This is a genomic window from Vibrio porteresiae DSM 19223 (genome assembly GCF_024347055.1).
GTDB lineage: Bacteria > Pseudomonadota > Gammaproteobacteria > Enterobacterales > Vibrionaceae > Vibrio > Vibrio porteresiae.
Genome location: NZ_AP024895.1, coordinates 803,304 through 823,108 on the forward strand (window position 1 = coordinate 803,304; position 19,805 = coordinate 823,108).

Consider the following 19,805-nt stretch of genomic DNA (forward strand, 5'->3'; position numbering starts at 1 on the left):
AAAAAAGGGTTGAACTGAGTTCAACCCTTTTGTTTAGTTCTGGCAAATATTATTCGTAAGCGTGGCCATGTATGCCAAGTGCTTTACCGTCGAGGAAGGCTTTGCCTTCTTTCATCTCTAAACGGCCATCAACAAACCACTGCACTACCAATGGGTAGATACGGTGTTCTTGCGCTTGGACGCGTTCAGTTAGAATCTCAACAGTATCTTCATCGAAGATTGGCACTTTTGCTTGCAGGATAACAGGGCCGCCATCGAGCTGCTCTGTTACGAAGTGCACGCTAGTGCCGTGCTCTTCATCACCGGCCAAAATGGCACGCTGATAAGTATTCAAACCAGGGTATTTAGGTAATAGAGATGGGTGAATGTTAATCATTCGACCCATATAGTGACGAACAAAATCGCTGCTCAAAATACGCATAAAACCAGCAAGAACCACTAAATCAGGATTGAATTCGTCCATTTGACGCATCAACTCTTGGTCGTATGCGTCACGGGTATCAAATGACTTAGGATCGATGAATACTGGTTGAGCGCCCGCTTTGGCTGCTCGTTCTAACCCGTAAGCAGTTGCTTTATTCGAAAAAACAGCCGTCACTTTGCCGCTCTTAATGCTTGATTTACAAGCATCAATAATCGCTTGCAAGTTGGTACCATTTCCTGAAATTAAAACAACAATACTTTTCATAGGTTAATTTATCTCTACTTGACCTTCATTAGAATTTGCTGCGGCAATTGTACCGATTACCCACGCAGTTTCACCTTCTTTTTGTAGAAGCTGCACTGCATCTTGCGCTTGATCAGCAGGAAGAGCGATGATTAGGCCAACACCACAGTTGAAAGTGCGGTACATTTCGTGAGTAGTCACGTTACCTTGCTCTTGTAGCCATTTGAAGATCACAGGCCATTCCCAGCTCTTACCATCGATAACTGCTTTAGTATTTTCTGGTAGTACGCGTGGGATGTTTTCCCAGAAACCGCCGCCAGTGATATGAGAAATCGCGTGAATGTCGTGTTCCGCAATCAGTTTAAGACCAGATTTGATGTAAATCTTGGTTGGAGTCAATAGGTGCTCACCAATGGTTTTACCTTCAAGCATTTCATTTTTGTCTGCTTGAGAAACTTCAAGGATTTTACGAACCAGTGAGTAGCCGTTTGAGTGTGGACCGCTTGAGCCAACAGCGATCAGTGCATCACCTACTTGTACTTTAGTACCGTCGATGATCTCTTCTTTTTCAACAACACCAACACAGAAGCCAGCGATATCGTAATCATCACCGCCGTACATTCCAGGCATTTCAGCGGTTTCACCACCGACTAGAGAACAACCAGCTTGTAGACAGCCTTCTGCAATACCAGTCACTACGCTTGCTGCTGTATCAACATCCAGTTTGCCTGTTGCGTAGTAGTCTAGGAAGAATAGTGGTTCAGCGCCTTGAACGATCAGGTCGTTCACACACATTGCCACTAGGTCGATACCAATGGTGTCATGCTTTTGCATATCCAAAGCAAGGCGTAGCTTGGTTCCTACACCGTCAGTACCTGAAACTAACACTGGCTGTTTGTATTTGGTTGGTAGCTCACACAGGGCACCAAAACCACCCAGGCCACCCATTACTTCTGGGCGACGAGTTCGTTTTACTGCGCCTTTAATGCGATTGACAAGTTCGTTACCTGCATCGATGTCTACACCAGCGTCTTTATAGCTTAGAGAAGTTTTGTTACCGCTCACGGGGGAAGTCCTCGGTCTTAGTTGGATATGAAAACGGCGCTATTCTACCGTCTTAAAGTGAAAAGGAAAACGTTTGCGCGAGTTTTTTCGTAAGATTTTTTTTTGTTTTTCCCCTTGCATTCGCGTAATTGCCATTTAGGTAAATTAACCTTACGTAGTTGGTCATTGGTGCAATTAGTCTAAACCGTACAAATTAGCAATAAACCTGTGTATAATCCGAAGGTTTGTTTAAATTATGCCGGAGATGGAAATGAAAGTTGTTGAAGTAAAACACCCGCTAGTAAAACACAAGATTGGTTTGATGCGCGAAGGTGATATCAGCACGAAACGTTTTCGTGAGTTAGCGACCGAAGTAGGTAGTTTGCTAACTTATGAAGCGACCGCAGACTTTGAAACCGAAAAAGTCACCATTGAAGGGTGGATGGGGCCGGTGGAAATCGACCAGATCAAAGGTAAAAAGGTCACTGTGGTTCCAATTCTTCGCGCAGGTTTAGGCATGATGGATGGTGTATTGGAACACATTCCAAGTGCACGTATCAGCGTTGTCGGTATTTACCGTGACGAAGAGACACTTGAGCCAGTGCCTTACTTCAACAAATTGGCTTCAAATATCGAAGAGCGTATGGCGCTAGTGGTTGACCCTATGTTGGCAACAGGTGGCTCTATGATCGCAACCATCGACCTTCTGAAAGAAAAAGGCTGTAACCAAATCAAAGTATTGGTGCTTGTTGCTGCTCCTGAAGGTATCGCAGCTCTTGAAAAAGCGCACCCAGATGTAGAGCTTTACTGCGCCGCTATCGATGAGAAGTTGAACGATAAAGGCTATATCGTCCCTGGTCTTGGCGATGCAGGCGATAAAATTTTCGGTACTAAGTAATCACTGCTTTATCGATAAAAGTGAGAACAGTGATAATAAGAGAGGGAGCCTAATGGCTCCCTCTCTTTTTGCTTTGTTAGCCTTCACTGATGTCTATTTTTTCAGACTCAATGTGCCACCGACTTTGCTTTTAGGTGCTGAACGGTTCGGACGGCCTGCATTATTGTTTGAGCGAGCAGAGTCATCTCGTCGTTGATTCGGTTTACGCGCATATTCAGAACGCTCGTTGTCTCCCTCAGAGCGAGATTGGCGACCTTTCTTTGAGTTTGGAGCGTGACGAAACTCTTCAGCATTATTGCCGCGGAAGGTGCGTGGTTTTTGATTACGACGTGCTTTCGAAGTTTGGTTCTCTTCGCGACTGTCATACAGTTTAGGGGCGGTTGCTTGACGAATTTTTTGCCCTTTAGCACTCATAGCGGACGCTTCTTCTGTGCCGCTTGAGTCTTCACACATCGCCAAAATTTGCGCCACTTCTTCATCGCTTAGATAACGCCATTCACCGTTTGGTAGACCATCAAGGGTGATATTCATGATGCGTACGCGACGTAGCTTATACACTTCGTAACCCAAAGCTTCACACATGCGGCGAATTTGACGGTTTAATCCTTGTGTTAAGACAATACGGAAACTGAACTTAGTTTCTTGCGTCACTTTACATGGCAGAGTGACGGTGTCGAGAATATTCACGCCATTGGACATCTGTTTGATAAAGTCATCGGTGATAGGTTTATCAACCCGCACCACGTACTCTTTTTCGTGATTGTTTCCTGCGCGCAGAATCTTATTCACGATGTCGCCATCATTGGTCAAAAAAATCAAACCGTCAGACGGTTTATCGAGACGACCAATAGGGAAAATACGTTTTGAGTGACCAATAAAATCAACGATGTTACCCGGAATGTCACGTTCGGTCGTACAGGTGATCCCGGTTGGCTTATTGAGGGCGATATAGATGGTACGAGGTTTGGCACCAATCGGCTTGCCATCGACACACACTTCATCGAGTTCGGTGACTTTGGTGCCCATCTCTGGTTTATGACCATTAATGGTGACACGACCTTGTTCGATCAGTTTGTCCGCTTCACGACGGGAACAAAAGCCCGTTTCGCTAATGAATTTGTTGAGGCGTTTTTCTTCCGGTTGCGACATGGAAATCTCCTACCAATCGTAAAAAGGGGCCAGTAAAAGAGCCACAACTCAACGCGCTCTTTAGTCAAAAGAGCGCGCATTCTAACAGGTCTATGGTTTCAGCCAAGTCGTTTTTGATGACGCTCGCGGTTTTCCATTTTTTTCTCATCGCTCTTGCGCAGCAAGATATAAACCGCGCCTGTTCCACCATGAAATTGCAACGCACTATGCACACACTGAACTTCTTTTATCTGTGGTAGCCAAGACGCAACATAGCTCTTCATCAGTGCTGGTGGATTAGATCGAGCCCCTTTGCCATGCACGATCATGACGGTGCGGACATCCATGCGCATACACTGTCGCAAAAAAGCCACGATTTCATCGCGAGCCTGTTGTAGGGTTCTTTTATGCAAGTCTAGCCGAGCTTGAATCGGATATTTACCCAAACGCAGTTTGCGATACACGCCATCTTGAACACCATCACGTTTAAACTCAATCACATCTTCAGGTTTGAGCATTGGCGCGTTATCGATGGAGAGATAATCGGGATCCCCTTCACTCAAGTGGGTGGCTGCTTCGCGTCTGGCTAATTGCGCATCGGTCACCTGTACGGACTTTAGGTGTGCAGCTGTATCTTGCTTAATTGGCTTTACATCGCCCATCATTTGCTGGAACAGCTCGAAATCGTCGTCTTGAGACATAATAAAGTATCTCGAATCCATGAATAGGTAACGACGATTATAACAATGCAACAAGTAATGGGAATAAAAGACAATAAAAAACCGGAGCAGAAAAAGGTCTACTCCGGTGCGTAGCGTCACTCTATTTTTCAATAGGTGCTAAGCGATCTAGTGAGGAGATTTGTCGTTCAGGACTTTGTCACAATAAAAAGGATCGTTAAGCATAGCTTTGGTTCGTTCTTGGATGTCCACTACCACTGAATTAGCCCACAGTGTAACCATACTGGAGAGTCCTAGAGCCGCCCTTTTTATTGCAAAGTATCGAAGACAGAGCCTAAGTTAAATTCTCCCCATGTTATGCACCTTGATCTAAATCAAGATAGTTCGCGCGATTTGGGTTTGGGTGTTATTGATGGGAATTTAGTCACATTTTTAGCGCTTTGGCTGGTTTTTGAGCGAACGAAATTTATTTCAAAGAAAGTGCTTGCGCAGGAAAAAAGAATGAGTAATATACGCATCCGTTCCCGGTGATAAATACATCGGCTGAGCAACTCGGTGAATAGCGCAGTTTGGTAGCGCATCTGGTTTGGGACCAGAGGGTCGGGGGTTCGAATCCCTCTTCACCGACCACTTTCTAAGAAAGCCCCGACAGCAATGTCGGGGCTTTTTTGCATTTGGCGTTTAACTCCATAGCATTTGGGGTCGGGTGCTGGAAGCCCAGTCGCCACTAGCCGTGCGCATCGAATCCCTCTTCACCGACCACTTTCTAAGAAAGCCCTGACAGCAATGTCGGGGCTTTTTTGCATTTGGCGTTTAACTCCATAGCATCTGGGGTCGGGGGCTGGAAGCACAGTCGCCACTAGCCGTGCGCATCGAATCCCTCTTCACCGACCACTTTCCTAAGAAAGCCCTGATAGCAATATCAGGGCTTTTTTTGCATTTAGCATTTGGAGCCAAAGCTTATCCTGAGTTGGCGGGATTGTGCGCATTGACTGCCGCGATCTCGATCTGGCTCCCTCCTTCTTTAGAGGGAGGGGCGGGGAGCTAGCGTGCACTGAAGTTACTGTATTCGCGATATTTTCCGAGTTTTCTACTCGAAATCGCAGTTAGCCGCTTTAGCTTGGTTAAGCCTTGTCACCGAAAAGCCCTGTTTTTCCATTAGGTCTAACACGTTATTCGGACCAATTAAATGCAACACACCAACCACCATGACGTAATTGCCGTTCGGGTGGGGATAAAATTGGCTCGAGCTGAGCTTATTAGCCCAATCGAGGTTGCGTTTATCCACCACATCATCACGCATTTGTGCTGACATGCCATCCGCTTCAGCAAAGCGCATCAAATTATTTTCGTCACCCGCTTTCCAACTCTGAATCAAGCATTGCATGGTGGTTTTACTGCTTTTCCACTCTTTGAGCATGCCGAGTAGTAATTCTTTGCCGTTATCAGCTTGTTTGGTGAGCAGATCGATTTGAAACTGCAGCTTCTCAAGACCAAGCACTGGAATGTTGTGCTGTGTTGCTTGGCGCAGCATTCGTGTGTCAACGCCATCACCGGAATGGTAACCCAGTTGGCTTAAGTGATCATTTTGCAAAGCGATCGCCGTCGCCCAAGGGGCCATATCGGTATATCGGTCAGTGTCTAATCCAAGGCTTTTGGTCATGGACGTCAGTTGATTGAGCTGTTTTTGGTTGAGAATATCTTTGGTTTTGACCGTTTGTGGAGGATATTCCACCCCCTCGGTTTTGCGGGTATCGGTTTCCACAATTAACCCTGCACCTTGAGTTAAGGTGTCGGTGATCACTTTAGGTAAAGGGTACATCGATGGGGTTCCAACATGTACTGAGCCGATAACGTAAAGATTCAAATCTCCACGGCTCACTTGCCAGTACAAAGGTTCTGCTTTCGTGACTGTGGTAAACAGCGCTAGAACGCCGGCAAGTACACGTAAATTCAATGGCATAGACTTGAGTTCTCCAGTGTTGGCTTGGAATCACTGTAGAGGTTTTCGCCACAAATTTGAAGTTTTAACCGGTAAGCGCAGACAAAAAAGCGCAGAGTTGACCTCTGCGCTTGATGTTTTAGGTTGGAATGATTTAACGCTTAAACAAGCGCAGACGGTTCGCATTACTTACAACGGTAATGGAAGAGAGCGCCATCGCTGCTCCTGCAATGACAGGACTGAGCATAAAACCAAAAGCCGGGTAGAGAACACCTGCCGCAATAGGAATGCCTAAGGTATTGTAAATAAAGGCTCCCATTAGGTTTTGCTTGATATTTTTTACCGTGGCTTTCGATAACTCGATGGCATCTGCGATCGCTAATGGTGATGAATTAAGCAGAGTCATCTGGGCACTTTCAATCGCTACGTCACTACCAGAACCCATGGCAATACCAATATCGGCTTGAGCTAAAGCAGGAGCATCGTTAATGCCATCACCTGCCATTGCCACTTTACGACCCTCTTTCTGTAGCTTGGCTATGTGTTGTGCTTTTTGGTCGGGAAGCACTTGAGCTATCACCTGACTAATGCCTAACTCTTTCGCTATTGCATTGGCGACAGAGCTTTGATCCCCCGTTAGCATCACCGTATGAATGCCCATACGATTGAGCGTGTTGATTGCGCTAATCGCACTCTCTTTTAATGGATCGGCAATGGAGATAGCGCCAATGACCTTGCCATCGCTTGCGATCACAACCGGAGTCCAAGCTTGATCTTCGTAACGGTTCAGAACGTCGGCTAAGGGAGCTAAGTCCACGTTGCTGGTTTGCAAGTAGCCAATCGAACCTACCGTGATCGTATGCCCGTCAATGTTACCTTGAAGGCCTTTGCCGCGTTGGTTAGCAAAGTCGGTTACCGCTGGGGCATTAAGATTTTGCTCTTTGGCATGCAGGCAAACCGCTTTGGCTAGTGGATGCTCGGAGTGTTGTTCCAGGGCATACGCCAAAGTGAGCAGCTCAGCAGCACTCATCGCTAATGGATCAACCGATTGAATAGTGGGGCGTCCCTGAGTCAAGGTGCCTGTTTTATCAAACACGACAGTATCGATTTTGCTGGCACTTTGCAGTACATCGGCATCTTTAATCAAAATGCCCAGTTCAGCTGCTTTACCCACACCCACGGTGACCGACAGAGGAGTGGCTAAACCGAGAGCGCAGGGGCAGGCAATAATAAGCACTGTGGTTGCTGCCACTAACATGTAGCTGATTTTAGGTTCAGGCCCAACCAAATACCAAACTATCGCCGTGACGATGGCAATTGCGACAACCACGGGAACAAACACCGATGAGATCTTATCTGCCAATTTAGCCAAAGCAGGTTTGCTGCTTTGCGCTTGGCGTACCAACTGAATAATGCGCGACAACATGGTTTGCGCACCAATGCCGGTTGCCTCAATCACGAGTGTTCCGTCTTGGTTGATGGTGCCTGCAGAAACGGATTCACCCACGATCTTATGGTTAGGTATCGGCTCACCCGTTAGCATGGATTCATCTACAAAGGAGTCGCCACTGAGCACTTTGCCATCTACCGCTACTTTTTCGCCCGGTTTGATACGCAATTGCATACCTTGTTGGATCTGCTCGACCGCAATGGTTTGATCCCCTTGCTCGGTAATCAATGTTGCTTGTTGTGGCTGTAGATTGATTAACGCTTGCAGTGATTGAGTCGTGCGTGCTTTCGCTTTGGCTTCAATGTAATGACCAAGAGAAATCAAACCGATGATCATGGCACTTGCTTCGAAGTAAACATGACGAGCGGCATCGGGAAATGCACTTGGCATAAGCACAACAAAAATAGAATAGAGCCAAGCGACACCGGTACCGAGTGCAACAAGCGTATCCATGGTAGCGCGGCCGTGGGTCAATGATTTCCAAGCGCTGGTATAAAAGTGACGACCAGCCGTCGCTAATAGCGCCAAACAGATAACGCCCACAACTCCCCAGCTAAGCTGTTGCGTGGTGGTTTGAATGGCCATATCGCCTCCAAAAACACCCCACAGCATTAAAGGGATACCGACGACTAGGCCCATGATGGCACTATGTAAATGCTCCTTTTTGACCGCCTCCAACTGTTGCTGCTGCTTTTGTTGCTGCAACATAGGATCGTCAACCCATTCGGCTTGGTAGCCGGCGTCAGTTACCGCTTGGATTAGCTCTTGAGCAAGGCTTTTGTTAGCAATGACCAAGGCACTTTGTTCCGCTAAGTTAACTTGAGCGCGATGCACCCCCTCAACGGAGAGGAGGGCTTTTTCAACGGATGAGACACAGCTAGCACAGCTCATCCCCTTAACTAGGAGATGCGTTTGAACGTCTTTTTCAAGAAGTGTGCTAGCTTGCTGCTGTTTTGTTGAGGGGGTCTCCTCTGCAGCAACTTCGTTATTAGATGAGCTTGACGCCGCAACGTCATCATTAGCCGCTAGCGCTTTAAAACCGACTTCTGCCACTTTTTGCTCAATCTCTTGAGGAGAAAGAGAGGTGACTAAAGAGAGATGTTCTTTGCTTACGTCTAAGCGAGCAATCTGTTGTGATTCTTGTAAATGCGTAGTGAGTTTATTGACGCAGCCACCACAATGCAGACCTTCTAGGCCAAATTCATAACGGTGACCAGCACCAAAACCAACCGCCTCGACACTATCGAGAACTTGGTCTAAAGACGCATCTGCTTCGAAGTCGATAAAGGTTGGAGTCAACTCTTTGATGGTAACAGTGAAATCTTCATTAAGTTGGCGCTCTAAACTGCGCGCGCAGCCCATGCAATGAAGACCGGTGAGTGGTAAAGCAAAATGGCTCATGAATAATCCCTCCAAAGCCTCAATGTGACGAAGCATAAACCTTCCCCTAAAGGTAAGGTCAAGAGGAAACATCAGGCATTTTGCCTATATCGGATAGATTATCGGGAAGATATTGATATAAGGACAAATCGATAATTGTCGTTAATATCCCCAGAGTGATAGAATACGGCGCAAATTTCGCTTACGCTGTCGATTTAGCGCAAGCTTCTGACAAAGGTAATTCATAATGACGGTTAAAACTCGTTTTGCTCCTAGCCCAACAGGCTTTCTTCATGTCGGTGGTGCTCGTACTGCACTGTACTCTTGGTTGTATGCGAAAAACCAAGGCGGTGAATTTGTTCTACGTATCGAAGACACTGACCTAGAACGTTCTACTCAAGCTGCAGTAGATGCGATTCTGGAAGGCATGGAATGGCTTGGATTGGATTGGGACGAGGGTCCTTACTACCAAACTAAACGTTTTGACCGTTACAACGAAGTGATTGATGTACTTCTTGCTGAAGGTAAAGCGTACAAATGTTATGCATCTAAAGAGCTGCTTGATGAAGTTCGTGCAGAACAAGAAGCGAACAAAGAATTGGTTCGTTACGATGCAAACCATCCAAAAATCAAAGCAGTCAACGATGCTGCTAAAGATGGTGATCCTTGCTGTATCCGTTTCCGTAACCCAACGGAAGGTTCGGTAGCATTTGATGACCAAATTCGTGGCCGTATCGAATTCTCAAACAGCGTATTGGATGATTTGATCATTCGTCGTACTGACGGTACTCCAACTTACAACTTCTGTGTGGTAGTAGATGACTGGGATATGGGTATCACTCACGTTATCCGTGGTGAAGACCATATCAACAACACACCTCGTCAAATCAACATCTACAAAGCACTAGGCGCTGAAGTTCCTACTTTTGCTCACTGTGCAATGATTCTTGGTGATGACGGTGCGAAACTATCTAAACGTCACGGTGCAGTTTCTGTAATGCAATACCGTGATGACGGTTACCTACCAGAAGCACTACTGAACTACTTAGTACGTCTAGGTTGGGGCCATGGCGACCAAGAGATCTTCACTAAAGATGAAATGATTGAGTTCTTTAGCCTAAATGCGATCTCTAAATCAGCATCAGCATTCAACACTGACAAACTGCTTTGGTTGAACAACCACTACATCAAGACACTTGCTCCTGAATACGTAGCAAAACACCTTGAATGGCATTTTGACCACCAAGGTATTAACAAAGCTAACGGTCCAGCACTGACTGATCTTGTTGCACTAATGGGTGAACGTGTTCATACCCTAGTTGAGCTAACTGAACAGTCTCGTTACTTCTACGAAGATTTCTCTGAGTTTGAAGCGGGCGCGGCGAAGAAACACCTACGTGGTGTAGCGAAAGAGCCACTAGCTCTTGCGCTAAGCAAACTTGAAGCTGTGACAGAATGGACGGCTGAAAACCTTCACCACGTGATTGAAGCCGTGTGTGCTGAACTTGAAGTGGGTATGGGCAAAGTGGGTATGCCACTACGCGTTGCTGTGACTGGCGCAGGTCAATCACCTTCTGTAGACGCAACCATGCAGCTGATTGGTAAAGAGCGTGTGATTGCTCGTATCAAGATGGCACTTGAGTTTATCGAACAACGTGAAGCAAACGCGCAATAAGCGTTTGAGTTACGATTAATAAAAAAACGCAGCGATAGTATCGCTGCGTTTTTTTTGACAGAAGAAAAAGCATAAAGAGTCGGGAACCATGTCTTGCATGGTTGTGGCTATTTCAAATCGATACTGTTTAAGCGCCCCATGTAAATCAGAATATCTAAATACTCTTTATGCGCCTCCAGTAAGGCTTTTTTGGTTTTACTGTACGCGGCTAACTTGCCATGTTTGTTGATGGAACACACCACACTTTTAAAGGTACATCGACCTTTGTCGTCGTAGTGACGCCATGCGGCTATGTAGCAGGCATCTCGGCAATCGGGATTTTCTAGGGTCGGTCTAGGTTTATAGATGATTTTGGGTTCTAAGCTATGGGGTAGACGAGTCATGAGATAAGGATCTTTCAGAATACGTCGCCAGTGTTTGCCCCACATTTCAGACCCCAGCTCATTGCGCATGCGAATGGCTTTCTGTAATCCGCGCTTTTCACCAATACGAATGTAACCAACAGAACGGTGCAGAACGGTATCTTCTGGGGTATGAATGTGGATTTTATACGCGGTTTTGGCTTTCGAAATGAATCGATGACCGGTATTGGTTTCCAAATTACTCTTCTTCATTTTCTCTTCTATCGCTACTCGACGTTATCAGTACTGAGCTCGGTTTGTTGCATTCATATACCCCCAAGGCATGAGCTTTAGTACGGTTAATCTTGTGACGGTTTCTCTACGCAACGGGACATTTGGCACGTTACGAATAACTACCTATAGAGTGGGGATATGAGTCGATTTTCGATCATCAACCTAAGCAAGGTAGCGGAGTTAAATCAGAGTTAAGTCAGGACAATGCGAGAATAAACGAAGCCTGATAAATATGTTCAGGCTTCTGTGAAGTGGGTTCAATAACCTTTAGCGAGGAGTCATGGGTGTGTTTAAAGCTGATCAGTTAATTGCTCAAGAAGATGGTCAATGTTTCGCATCGCGCTTGGATCATTGATTACACCGCCGGCCATATAGCGATGACCACCGCCAAAGCCGATTTGTTGCTGATTAAGGAATTGCTTTAGCACTTGCCCCACATTAGTGTTGGCACACTCTGAACGCATTGAGAGATAGATTCTGCCATTTTCTTCACAGGCTAATAGCGTTATGTCGATTTCATCGATGGTCAGGAGAAAATCCCCCAGTACGCCCAACATGTTTTTCGGGCAATTAGGCAAAAAGCAACTGGCGATATTGCGTGTTTTGTTTAGTGAATCAATCAATGTATTGAAGTCTTTTAAATCGCGGTATTCCAATTGGTTGCGATAGATCTTATTGGCTAAGGAGAGATCAGCTTTGTTGCGTAGCGCTAACATAGCTCGCATATCTTCTAATACCATGCCGCGAGAGAACTGGTTGGTATCAAACATCATCCCCACCAGTAAGGCGGTAGCAATATTGCCGGTCATTTCGATATTCAACGCTTGAAAGTATTCCACCATGATGGTCGCTGTTGCGCCAACATGAGGGCGAACATCGGCAAACCAGACGTGATCTGGTGCACTGACTTGATGATGGTCGATCACCGCGACTTCTAATCCGGGCATATCGGTGACGTTCTTTTCGCCAATACAACCATCAATGACGATGATTTTATCGTTCGGAGTGAGCGGAAGATGAGTGATGTGCTGAGCATCGATCTCCAGCCAATCCATCATGTTACGCAGTGAGATTCGATCGATGTAGCCATTGAAGGTGATCTTGGCATCGTAACCTAATGTTTTTAAGAGATATTGCAAAGCAAATGCTGATGAAATGGCATCATGATCTGGGAAATCATGCGGTTGAATAATAACCCGTTGTTGTTTCGGTAATCGCTCTAAAAACGTAATAAATTGTTCTGCGGGGGACTTTTTTTCCATGACGACGTCTCTCTCTTTGGCGTTTAATAAAGACACGATAACGACACACCAAATCTCATGCAGCCGACACATAGAAAAGGGGAACTAAACGAACAGGTAGCGAATCTAGCAAGAGTAACTGGTTGAAGTATCGCAGGTAATATACCCAAATCCCCCGTCCTTGGGGAGAGTGCAAAGCGTGCTCATGTCACAGGTCTGTTGATGCAAGGCAGACTAAGGTTTAGGGCGCACGCTTTTGCGCCATTGAGCTCGCGCTGAGAAAGTGTAAGTTTCTGGCGGAGGAGTCTCTTCTGCTAGCCAAATTAAGCGCTTAACAATCGCTTGAGCCATCTCTTCTAAAGGCTGTTTGAAGGTGGTGAGCTGATAACTGTGCCAGCTGGCTTGTTCAATATCATCGAAGCCAATAACGCAAATGTCGTCAGGAATGGTTAAGGCAAATTCCTGCCTTGCCACATCCATAAAACCACAAGCAATCAAATCGGTCACACAAAAGACCCCATCAGGGCGTTTACGACCGGAGAGTAATTGGCGAGCGGCTTCCACGCCGGTTTGATACGCCGTTGGTCCCACTCTCAGTAAGGTGCAACTGTGTTGATGTTGTTCGGCTGCCTGAATAAAAAAACGTTCACGCGCGAGTAGACTCGGGGATTGATTGGTCGAGGAAATTACCGCCAATTGGCGGCATCCCGCTTCACTAAATAAGTAATGAGCATCTGCCATGATCGACTCGTAATCGATCACAAAGTGATCGGCACCAGCGAACTGATCACCACGGTTGATCAAAATGACATGCTGGCCGCTATCAATACAAGTTTGCACATACTCGTTATCGGGAGTGCCAGAGAGAACGATAGTAGCAAACGCACGATAGTTGAGGGTCTGACTTAATGATTCATTGGTGCTTTCACGTCCCCCTGCGGTGTTGATGACCATCACCGCTTTGCCTGCACGTTGCAGATTTTGGGTCAGAATATCTAAAAGACTCGCCTGAAAAGGTGCATTTAAGTTAGCACCTAAAATACACACTGGGCGACTTGAGTCTTTAGAGAGACTGCGGGCGAGATGGTTAACGTGATAATTAAGCGTCTTTGCCGCAGCGAGTACCTTTTCGCGAGTTTGTTCTGAGACACTTGCCCCAGGCGTAAAGGTACGTGAAACAGCAGAGCGCGACACGCCTGCAAGTTTGGCCACTTCGGCGGCGCTGGCCATAGCTTTCGTGGGCATGGTTTTCGCAGCCATAGTTTTCGCTAAAGACGCTTTCATCGGTTTATTCACCCAATCTGTTTATATCAGTTAAATCAATTGCTGTGCACGCAGTAAGTTGTGCATTTTAACGGCTTGTTCTGCCAGTGATTTTAACTCTGGTTTTGGTGTCTCGTACCACTCATCAGGGGGAAGCTCACGGGTATCACGAATATGAGCAATGGCTGCATCCAGTGTCGGGTATTTTTCGGGGATCTCGAGATGCAAAAATAGCGCGACAATCGTGACTGAGCGGCTTCGTCCCCCGCGGCAGTTAACCAAAATGTTGCCTAGTTCGCGGTTCTTGTACGATGGTTTATGCGGAATTTGTTGAGCTAAAGCAGAGCGCATTAAGTAATAGCCAGCCAGTAGCATTTCAGGGCTATTTCCAGGCCCATCAATCAGGCCAAGTTTGTAATAGCGAACCGGGCCAGAACCAAATGCATTGGCCGTGTCACTCCATTTTCCGTCTAGCTCGTTGACCCAATCGATATCGAGATTCACTGCGCAGTTGAGCACAATTTTAATATCCAGTTCTTTCAGCAACGTGACATTAGCAGTGCCTTCCGAGCCACCAATGTAGATATTGACGTGCCAATGAGGAATGTCACTTTCAATCAAACTGATCGGGGGACGAGGAAATTGTGGAGAAGGTTTATCGAGCATATCAGAATTCATAAATCTACCTGATTAGTTAAATTGAATCGGAATTTCAACGGCTTGAGAAAGTGCTAATGCAACTTCTGGGGTAGCAGCGAAGATAGGTCCGCCTTGGGCAATGGCGGTATAGTTTTCAGGATAGGTACCTGTGTAGCCACCCGCTTCACGTACTAAAAGCAAACCTGCAAGGCAGTCCCAAGCGTTCATGTGCAGTTCGGCGTAGCCATCTGTTCTGCCTTCTGCTACCCAAGCCAGAGCAAGCGCGCCTGAAGCACCGCGCCGGATATTGGTGCCTAAATCGAGGAGATTTTTAACCACATCCAGATAACGACTTTGTGGTACACGTTTTGACCAGCCCAATTCAAATGAGGTGCTATCGAGAGAATGGGTCTGGGACACATGGATCGGACGCTGATTTTTGCGGGCGTATTGACCTTTGCGGGCGATATAAAGCTCTTCTGTCGCTGGGTTATAAATAGCACCCAGCTCAGTTTCTCCCTCAGAGACAATCGCGATGGAAACACAAAAGTGGCCAATACCGCGAGCATAGTTTGCAGTACCGTCAATTGGGTCAATCACCCACAGGTATTCGCACTGGTCATCAAAACCGCCCGTCTCTTCACCAAAAATACCGTCGAGAGGAAATTGCTGGTGGATAACGTCGTTTAAGTAATGTTCGACCAAGCCATCGGCTTCGGTTAAAAAGTCTTGTTTGTCTTTCAGCGTAAACTCTTCAGGCGAGCGCTGATGAAAATGACTTAATGCCAGTAATCCGGCTTTAACAATGTGAGTTTTTAATGCGGCTTCACGCAGTTCTAACGCTTGATTCAATTCGGTTGTCCTAGTAGCGAAGCACACGAGGTGCTTTGCTAGTGTTATGCGATTTGATGGGGAATTGTCCCCATCATTAGTTAACTATGTCAGCGGGTTACTTGTGGTAACTCAAATTCCATAGGTCTTGCCAATCTTGACGAGTTTGCCAATCGCTCTGTGCGGTAGAGGTTTGGTACCCCATGATCTCTTTACGATAATTGGCAATACCAGAAGGTTCATTTTTAGGTAGATCCACCTGATTATTGGTCGACATCTTGCCGTCGACTGCTTGTGGAGCAATACCTTCTGAGGTCAGCATGTAGTGGATAAAGAGCTTGGCACTATTTGGACTATGGGTGCCTTTAGCAATCAAACCTAAACTTGGGTAGCTCCAGCCAGAGAAAGGCTTCACCCCATGACATAAGCCCAGTTTCATGCCATCTTTGTTATCACGAAACTTCGCCGTACTAATCAGCCCAACGAAACTCTCTTTGACATCGGGTGCGCCAATCGCTTGGGCAGCATCGCTATCAGAATGCGTCAAAAGGGGACCATTTTCTGCCAATGCTTGCACAAAAGCAGCGGTGGCCGAGCTTTCGTCAGTTTGCAGTGGCTTGCCAAATTCTTGTTGATAAGCAAGAGCGACTTCTTTGTCGTAGTGCGTTGCCATTTGATTAAACCAGTCGGTGTAAGACGGTTTGCTTAGCGGGTCTTGCATGGCTACTTTGCCGCGCCATTTAGGCTCGGTTAATTGCCAAATATTGGTGATAGGGCATTCGCTGTATTGTGCCGTGTTATAAGCCCACACGTTAGGTGCGAGCACCACGGTTAATGGGTCTTGGTAGCTGGCATCAATGCTGCTTTTTAGATCGGCAGGCGTCCAACTGTAAACATACCCTTTTGCCAGCAGCTGTTGTGTCCCCGCTGGCGCATCAGCAAGAAAAGCTACGTCGGCTTGTACATTGCCTGCCTGTGCTTCACGGGAGATGATTTCAAGAATCTGTGGTGCCTTAGCCTTGATTCCAACCGCTTTAACGCCATATTTTTCGCTAAATGCTTTGGCTTGCTTAAGAATTTTGCCAGTGGAATCGTAAACCGTAATGGGTGCTTCTTGCTGCGCTGCATGGATCAGCTGCTGCAAATCAAATGAATCTGCCGCCATCGCGGAGCTAACACCACCCAATAGCAGTGGCAAAGTAACCAAGTGGCGAGTAAGCGAATGTTTCATGGGAATAATCCTATAGTTGTAACGTCGAAAAGGACGAGCGTTCACTCGACAGACGATGAGACGTTTCAGCATTTGAATAAGAGCAAGCGGCAGTCGTTGGCTGATTGCTGGTTTGAATAGGGAGCAAATTTAAGCGCTTTCCTTGGTGATCAAAGCCATGCAAAGCATCAAGAGGAAGTTGGCAGTGAACCTCTTGGCGCAGTGCCCAGCGGGGTTTAATTTGTGTGGAGTGAGTTAAAGTGACATCACCAGATTGCAGCTCAATCACCCAGCTTCCTCCGGTTGGGATAATATTGGTCACCGTTGCAGGAAAGCCTGTTGGATCATCGTTGATGACAATAGACTCTGGTCGAACTCCCAGCTTAACCAAGTTGTCTTGGCGCACCATTAAAGGGGCTAGATAGTGACCTAATGCACTTTGGCAAAAGGTACGCGGCTCGAGCCAATTGATGCGTGGGTTGCCGATAAACTGAGCGACAAATGGATTGGCTGGCTGAGCGTAGATCTCATCTGGCGTACCAACTTGTTGAATCTCGCCTTCACTCATTACTGCTATACGTGTTGCGAGCGTCATGGCTTCCCATTGGTCGTGACTGACGAACACAATGGTTGTGCCGAAAGTTTCATGAATGCGGCGTAGTTCAGAGCGCATCTCTAGGCGTAAGGCTGCATCGAGATTCGACAAAGGCTCATCCAGGAGTAGAACCTTGGGGTTGACGGCGAGCATGCGAGCCAGAGCGACACGTTGCTGCTGACCACCAGAGAGTTGGGATGGATAGCGTTTGGCATATTGGGCAATTCGCAGTTTTTCCATCACTTCTTGGCAGCGCTGTTCTCGCTCTTGCGGCGGTACTTTTTGCAGACGTAAACCGAAATCCACATTACGCTCAACGGTCATATGTGGCCAAAGTGCATAGCTTTGGAACACCAAGCCAATACCACGTTGTTCTGGTGGAACAAATTGCGCATCACTTACGGAGTCAACCAGTTGGTCACCAATTTGGATTGAGCCACCTGAAGCGCTTTCAATTCCTGCGATCATGCGCAGCATGGTGGTTTTTCCACAGCCCGATGGGCCAAGTAAGCACATAAACTCACCGTCTTGCACAGTCAAATCAATGCCTTTGACTGCGGCACTTTGACTACCTGGGTAGTGCTTGACGAGTTTTGATAGGGTAATCGTTGGCATATTAGCTCTCCAATCCTTGTGCTAAACCGGTTCCGGAAATTTTCTGGATAAGCACAGTGCCAGACCAAGCCAAGAGTGCGATCATCAAGACCACAGCATTAGCAGCTTGCTCATAGTTGTAATCGATAAGACGTAATGAATAGGTTGTGAGTACGTCGGTGGCGGGAATGGCCAAGATGATAAATAAGCTCACTCCTTTAATGCCGGAAATGAACGGCAATACAATCCCAGTAATCAGTGGTCCCGCTTGAATGGGAATCACGATACGAGTTAAACGGGTAAACCATCCAGCTCCGGCAATGCGTGCCGCTTCTTCTGCTTCTTTACCCAGTTGGGTCATGGCAGCAATGCCAGAGCGGCTCGCAAAGGGCATTTTCTCGGCGACGAGCGCGATGATCAGTAACGCCGGTGTGCCATACAGGGCAGGAATAGGACCACGCGCGACAGCAAACAGTGAAAGAAACGCTGCCGCAAAGGCAATGCCAGGAACCAAATAAGGCATGAAGGTGATTTGACGTAAAAACTGGCTGACCCAACGAATATTGACGCGCAGCACGGCGTAGCCAACCAAGAGTCCCAAAATGCCAGAACAAATGGAGGCAGTGCCAACGATCACGACAGTGTTCCAAGCGGCTTGCCAAAATTCTGGAGCGAATAAAATGCCGCTTTTCATGGCGATGGTATCGAGGTTATGACCAATCCAGTAATCGAGGGTAAAGTTGCTCCACGTAAATCGTCCCGGCAGAATCATGACTGTGGATAAGAACAGCGTCAGCAAGGGAAGAACAACGCCAATCGCAACAAAGGCTGTGGCGATGGTGGCGGCAGAAAAGCGCCACTGGCCTAATGCTCGAATTCGGCTTTGACTACCTTTGCCGCCAACAGTCACGAACCGGCGTGCTTCTTTCATCATACGAGTATCGATTAATAGGGTAATGATACCAATCAGCATGATGACACCGGCGATGACTGCGGCAACGCCAGTCTGGCGAGAGTCGAGTGAGCGATATAGGCCTGTGGCTAATGTGTCGTAACGTACTGGCAAACCTAAAATATAAGGCACGGCAAACTCACCAATACAGTCGGCAAAAATCAACAAAGCCGAGGAGAGTAAGGCTGGACGTACGAGAGGAAAAACAATCGCTAAGGCAATTTTGTTGGGCTTGGCACCAAGGATGCGGGCGCAATCTTCGAGCTGACCATCAAGGCGACGCAGGGCGTTACCGACGATCAAAATAACCAGTGGCGTATAGTGAATCACCAAAATGACTACGATAGGAAAATAGCCATAAGCGAGCCAGTTTGGCGTATGGATACCCATGGCTTCCAGCCATCCCGGTTGACCACCGATAGTGCGGTTTTTAAAAATGGTGGTCCAAGCTAAAGCGAAGGTCCAAGTAGGTAGCATGAAAGGAACCACTAGGGCATTAGCGAACCATTTTCTTCCTACCATATCGGTACGGTTAACTAACCAAGCTAGGGTAACACCTAGTAGAACGGCAAGAACAACGGTGGTTAAGGCGATAGCAATGGTATGGGCAAGTGGTGTCCAAAGCAGTAACTCAGACATGCGCGACATCAGAGTGCGCACGAAGTAGTAGCTTGTGATGCTGCCTTCTGCGGAATGCACACGTGTGCTGTCACCGACTTGTACTATAAAAGAGTCGGTCAATATAGAAAGAACCGGTGCCAAAATAAGATAGGCAAAGAACAGCGCTAAAATCAGGCCGAGAATATTCGCAGGCTCATGGCGTGCGAGGGTCAGTTTGCGGTTCAATGAACGCCACAGCGAAGGTTGCTGTGCTAGTAAAGGTTCCAAAATCCATCCCTTATTATCAAAAGGTATGGCGTCAATATAGAAATGGACTGTGACAGTCTGGTTACGCTTTTGCACCTATGTGCAAAACTTCAT

The 19,805-nt window shown here is 46.9% G+C and carries 16 protein-coding genes and 1 tRNA gene; 3 read left to right on the forward strand and 14 right to left on the reverse strand.

Annotated elements, in window-relative coordinates:
- Positions 1–49: 49 nt before the first annotated feature.
- Positions 50–688, reverse strand: a complete 639-nt coding sequence (purN, locus tag OCV11_RS03740; protein ID WP_261895086.1) for a phosphoribosylglycinamide formyltransferase — start codon at positions 686–688, stop codon at positions 50–52.
- A gap of 3 nt (positions 689–691) precedes the next feature.
- Positions 692–1,732, reverse strand: coding sequence for a phosphoribosylformylglycinamidine cyclo-ligase (purM, locus tag OCV11_RS03745; RefSeq protein WP_261895087.1), 1,041 nt, complete (start codon positions 1,730–1,732; stop codon positions 692–694).
- Between the two features lie 250 nt (positions 1,733–1,982).
- Here purM and upp point away from each other — a divergent pair, with 250 nt between their 5' ends.
- A complete protein-coding gene (upp, locus tag OCV11_RS03750; RefSeq protein WP_261895089.1) occupies positions 1,983–2,609 on the forward strand; it encodes a uracil phosphoribosyltransferase in 627 nt (208 codons plus the stop codon).
- A 93-nt stretch (positions 2,610–2,702) separates the two neighbouring features.
- Here the strand turns inward: upp and rluF are convergent, their stop codons facing one another.
- On the reverse strand, positions 2,703–3,758 hold the full coding sequence (gene rluF / locus OCV11_RS03755; protein ID WP_261895090.1) for a 23S rRNA pseudouridine(2604) synthase RluF: 1,056 nt from the start codon (positions 3,756–3,758) through the stop codon (positions 2,703–2,705).
- Positions 3,759–3,856: 98 nt separating this feature from the next.
- The gene (smrA, locus tag OCV11_RS03760) at positions 3,857–4,438 is read right to left on the reverse strand and encodes a DNA endonuclease SmrA (RefSeq protein WP_261895091.1); all 582 of its coding nucleotides are present in this window, start codon (positions 4,436–4,438) and stop codon (positions 3,857–3,859) included.
- 532 nt (positions 4,439–4,970) lie between these two features.
- On the opposite strand from smrA, the gene OCV11_RS03765 reads away from it, so the two are divergent.
- Positions 4,971–5,047 (forward strand) — tRNA-Pro (locus OCV11_RS03765).
- 460 nt (positions 5,048–5,507) lie between these two features.
- On the opposite strand, the gene OCV11_RS03770 is transcribed toward OCV11_RS03765, so the two are convergent.
- Together OCV11_RS03770 and OCV11_RS03775 are read right to left on the reverse strand one after the other, a co-directional pair.
- Entirely contained in the window at positions 5,508–6,380 is an 873-nt protein-coding gene (locus tag OCV11_RS03770) for a TraB/GumN family protein (RefSeq protein WP_261895092.1), read from the reverse strand.
- A 133-nt stretch (positions 6,381–6,513) separates the two neighbouring features.
- Complete coding sequence (locus OCV11_RS03775; protein ID WP_261895094.1) at positions 6,514–9,210, reverse strand: copper-transporting P-type ATPase; 2,697 nt, start codon at positions 9,208–9,210, stop codon at positions 6,514–6,516.
- Between the two features lie 226 nt (positions 9,211–9,436).
- On the opposite strand from OCV11_RS03775, the gene gltX reads away from it, so the two are divergent.
- The gene (gene gltX, locus OCV11_RS03780) at positions 9,437–10,864 is read left to right on the forward strand and encodes a glutamate--tRNA ligase (protein WP_261895095.1); all 1,428 of its coding nucleotides are present in this window, start codon (positions 9,437–9,439) and stop codon (positions 10,862–10,864) included.
- Between the two features lie 107 nt (positions 10,865–10,971).
- Here gltX and OCV11_RS03785 read toward each other — a convergent pair whose 3' ends face one another.
- The 8 genes from OCV11_RS03785 to OCV11_RS03820 all read right to left on the reverse strand — a co-directional run bounded on the left by OCV11_RS03785 (position 10,972) and on the right by OCV11_RS03820 (position 19,712).
- Positions 10,972–11,478, reverse strand: coding sequence for a Fe3+-citrate ABC transporter substrate-binding protein (locus OCV11_RS03785; protein ID WP_261895096.1), 507 nt, complete (start codon positions 11,476–11,478; stop codon positions 10,972–10,974).
- A gap of 311 nt (positions 11,479–11,789) precedes the next feature.
- The gene (locus OCV11_RS03790; RefSeq protein ID WP_261895098.1) at positions 11,790–12,761 is read right to left on the reverse strand and encodes a DHH family phosphoesterase; all 972 of its coding nucleotides are present in this window, start codon (positions 12,759–12,761) and stop codon (positions 11,790–11,792) included.
- A gap of 213 nt (positions 12,762–12,974) precedes the next feature.
- Complete coding sequence (locus tag OCV11_RS03795; protein WP_373332817.1) at positions 12,975–13,985, reverse strand: LacI family DNA-binding transcriptional regulator; 1,011 nt, start codon at positions 13,983–13,985, stop codon at positions 12,975–12,977.
- Between the two features lie 69 nt (positions 13,986–14,054).
- Positions 14,055–14,681 (reverse strand): protein-tyrosine phosphatase family protein, encoded by a 627-nt coding sequence (locus OCV11_RS03800; protein ID WP_261895100.1) that lies wholly within the window; start codon positions 14,679–14,681, stop codon positions 14,055–14,057.
- Positions 14,682–14,693: 12 nt separating this feature from the next.
- Positions 14,694–15,494, reverse strand: coding sequence for an inositol monophosphatase family protein (locus OCV11_RS03805; RefSeq protein ID WP_261895101.1), 801 nt, complete (start codon positions 15,492–15,494; stop codon positions 14,694–14,696).
- Positions 15,495–15,591: 97 nt separating this feature from the next.
- Positions 15,592–16,704: an ABC transporter substrate-binding protein gene (locus OCV11_RS03810; protein WP_261895102.1), complete on the reverse strand. Its 1,113-nt coding sequence runs from the start codon at positions 16,702–16,704 to the stop codon at positions 15,592–15,594.
- A 10-nt stretch (positions 16,705–16,714) separates the two neighbouring features.
- Positions 16,715–17,893 carry an ABC transporter ATP-binding protein gene (locus tag OCV11_RS03815; protein ID WP_261895104.1) on the reverse strand — a complete coding sequence of 393 codons (1,179 nt, stop codon included), beginning with the start codon at positions 17,891–17,893 and terminating at the stop codon, positions 16,715–16,717.
- 1 nt (position 17,894) lies between these two features.
- On the reverse strand, positions 17,895–19,712 hold the full coding sequence (locus OCV11_RS03820) for an ABC transporter permease (RefSeq protein WP_261895105.1): 1,818 nt from the start codon (positions 19,710–19,712) through the stop codon (positions 17,895–17,897).
- Between the last annotated feature and the right edge of the window lie 93 nt (positions 19,713–19,805).

Coding starts and splice junctions, on each gene's coding strand:
- purN (WP_261895086.1), bottom strand. CDS start 688: ATGAAAAGTATTGTTGTTTTAATTTCAGGAAATGGTACCAACTTGCAA.
- upp (WP_261895089.1), top strand. CDS start 1,983: ATGAAAGTTGTTGAAGTAAAACACCCGCTAGTAAAACACAAGATTGGT.
- rluF (WP_261895090.1), bottom strand. CDS start 3,758: ATGTCGCAACCGGAAGAAAAACGCCTCAACAAATTCATTAGCGAAACG.
- smrA (WP_261895091.1), bottom strand. CDS start 4,438: ATGTCTCAAGACGACGATTTCGAGCTGTTCCAGCAAATGATGGGCGAT.
- OCV11_RS03770 (WP_261895092.1), bottom strand. CDS start 6,380: ATGCCATTGAATTTACGTGTACTTGCCGGCGTTCTAGCGCTGTTTACC.
- OCV11_RS03775 (WP_261895094.1), bottom strand. CDS start 9,210: ATGAGCCATTTTGCTTTACCACTCACCGGTCTTCATTGCATGGGCTGC.
- gltX (WP_261895095.1), top strand. CDS start 9,437: ATGACGGTTAAAACTCGTTTTGCTCCTAGCCCAACAGGCTTTCTTCAT.
- OCV11_RS03785 (WP_261895096.1), bottom strand. CDS start 11,478: ATGAAGAAGAGTAATTTGGAAACCAATACCGGTCATCGATTCATTTCG.
- OCV11_RS03790 (WP_261895098.1), bottom strand. CDS start 12,761: ATGGAAAAAAAGTCCCCCGCAGAACAATTTATTACGTTTTTAGAGCGA.
- OCV11_RS03795 (WP_373332817.1), bottom strand. CDS start 13,985: ATGCCCACGAAAGCTATGGCCAGCGCCGCCGAAGTGGCCAAACTTGCA.
- OCV11_RS03800 (WP_261895100.1), bottom strand. CDS start 14,681: ATGAATTCTGATATGCTCGATAAACCTTCTCCACAATTTCCTCGTCCC.
- OCV11_RS03810 (WP_261895102.1), bottom strand. CDS start 16,704: ATGAAACATTCGCTTACTCGCCACTTGGTTACTTTGCCACTGCTATTG.
- OCV11_RS03815 (WP_261895104.1), bottom strand. CDS start 17,893: ATGCCAACGATTACCCTATCAAAACTCGTCAAGCACTACCCAGGTAGT.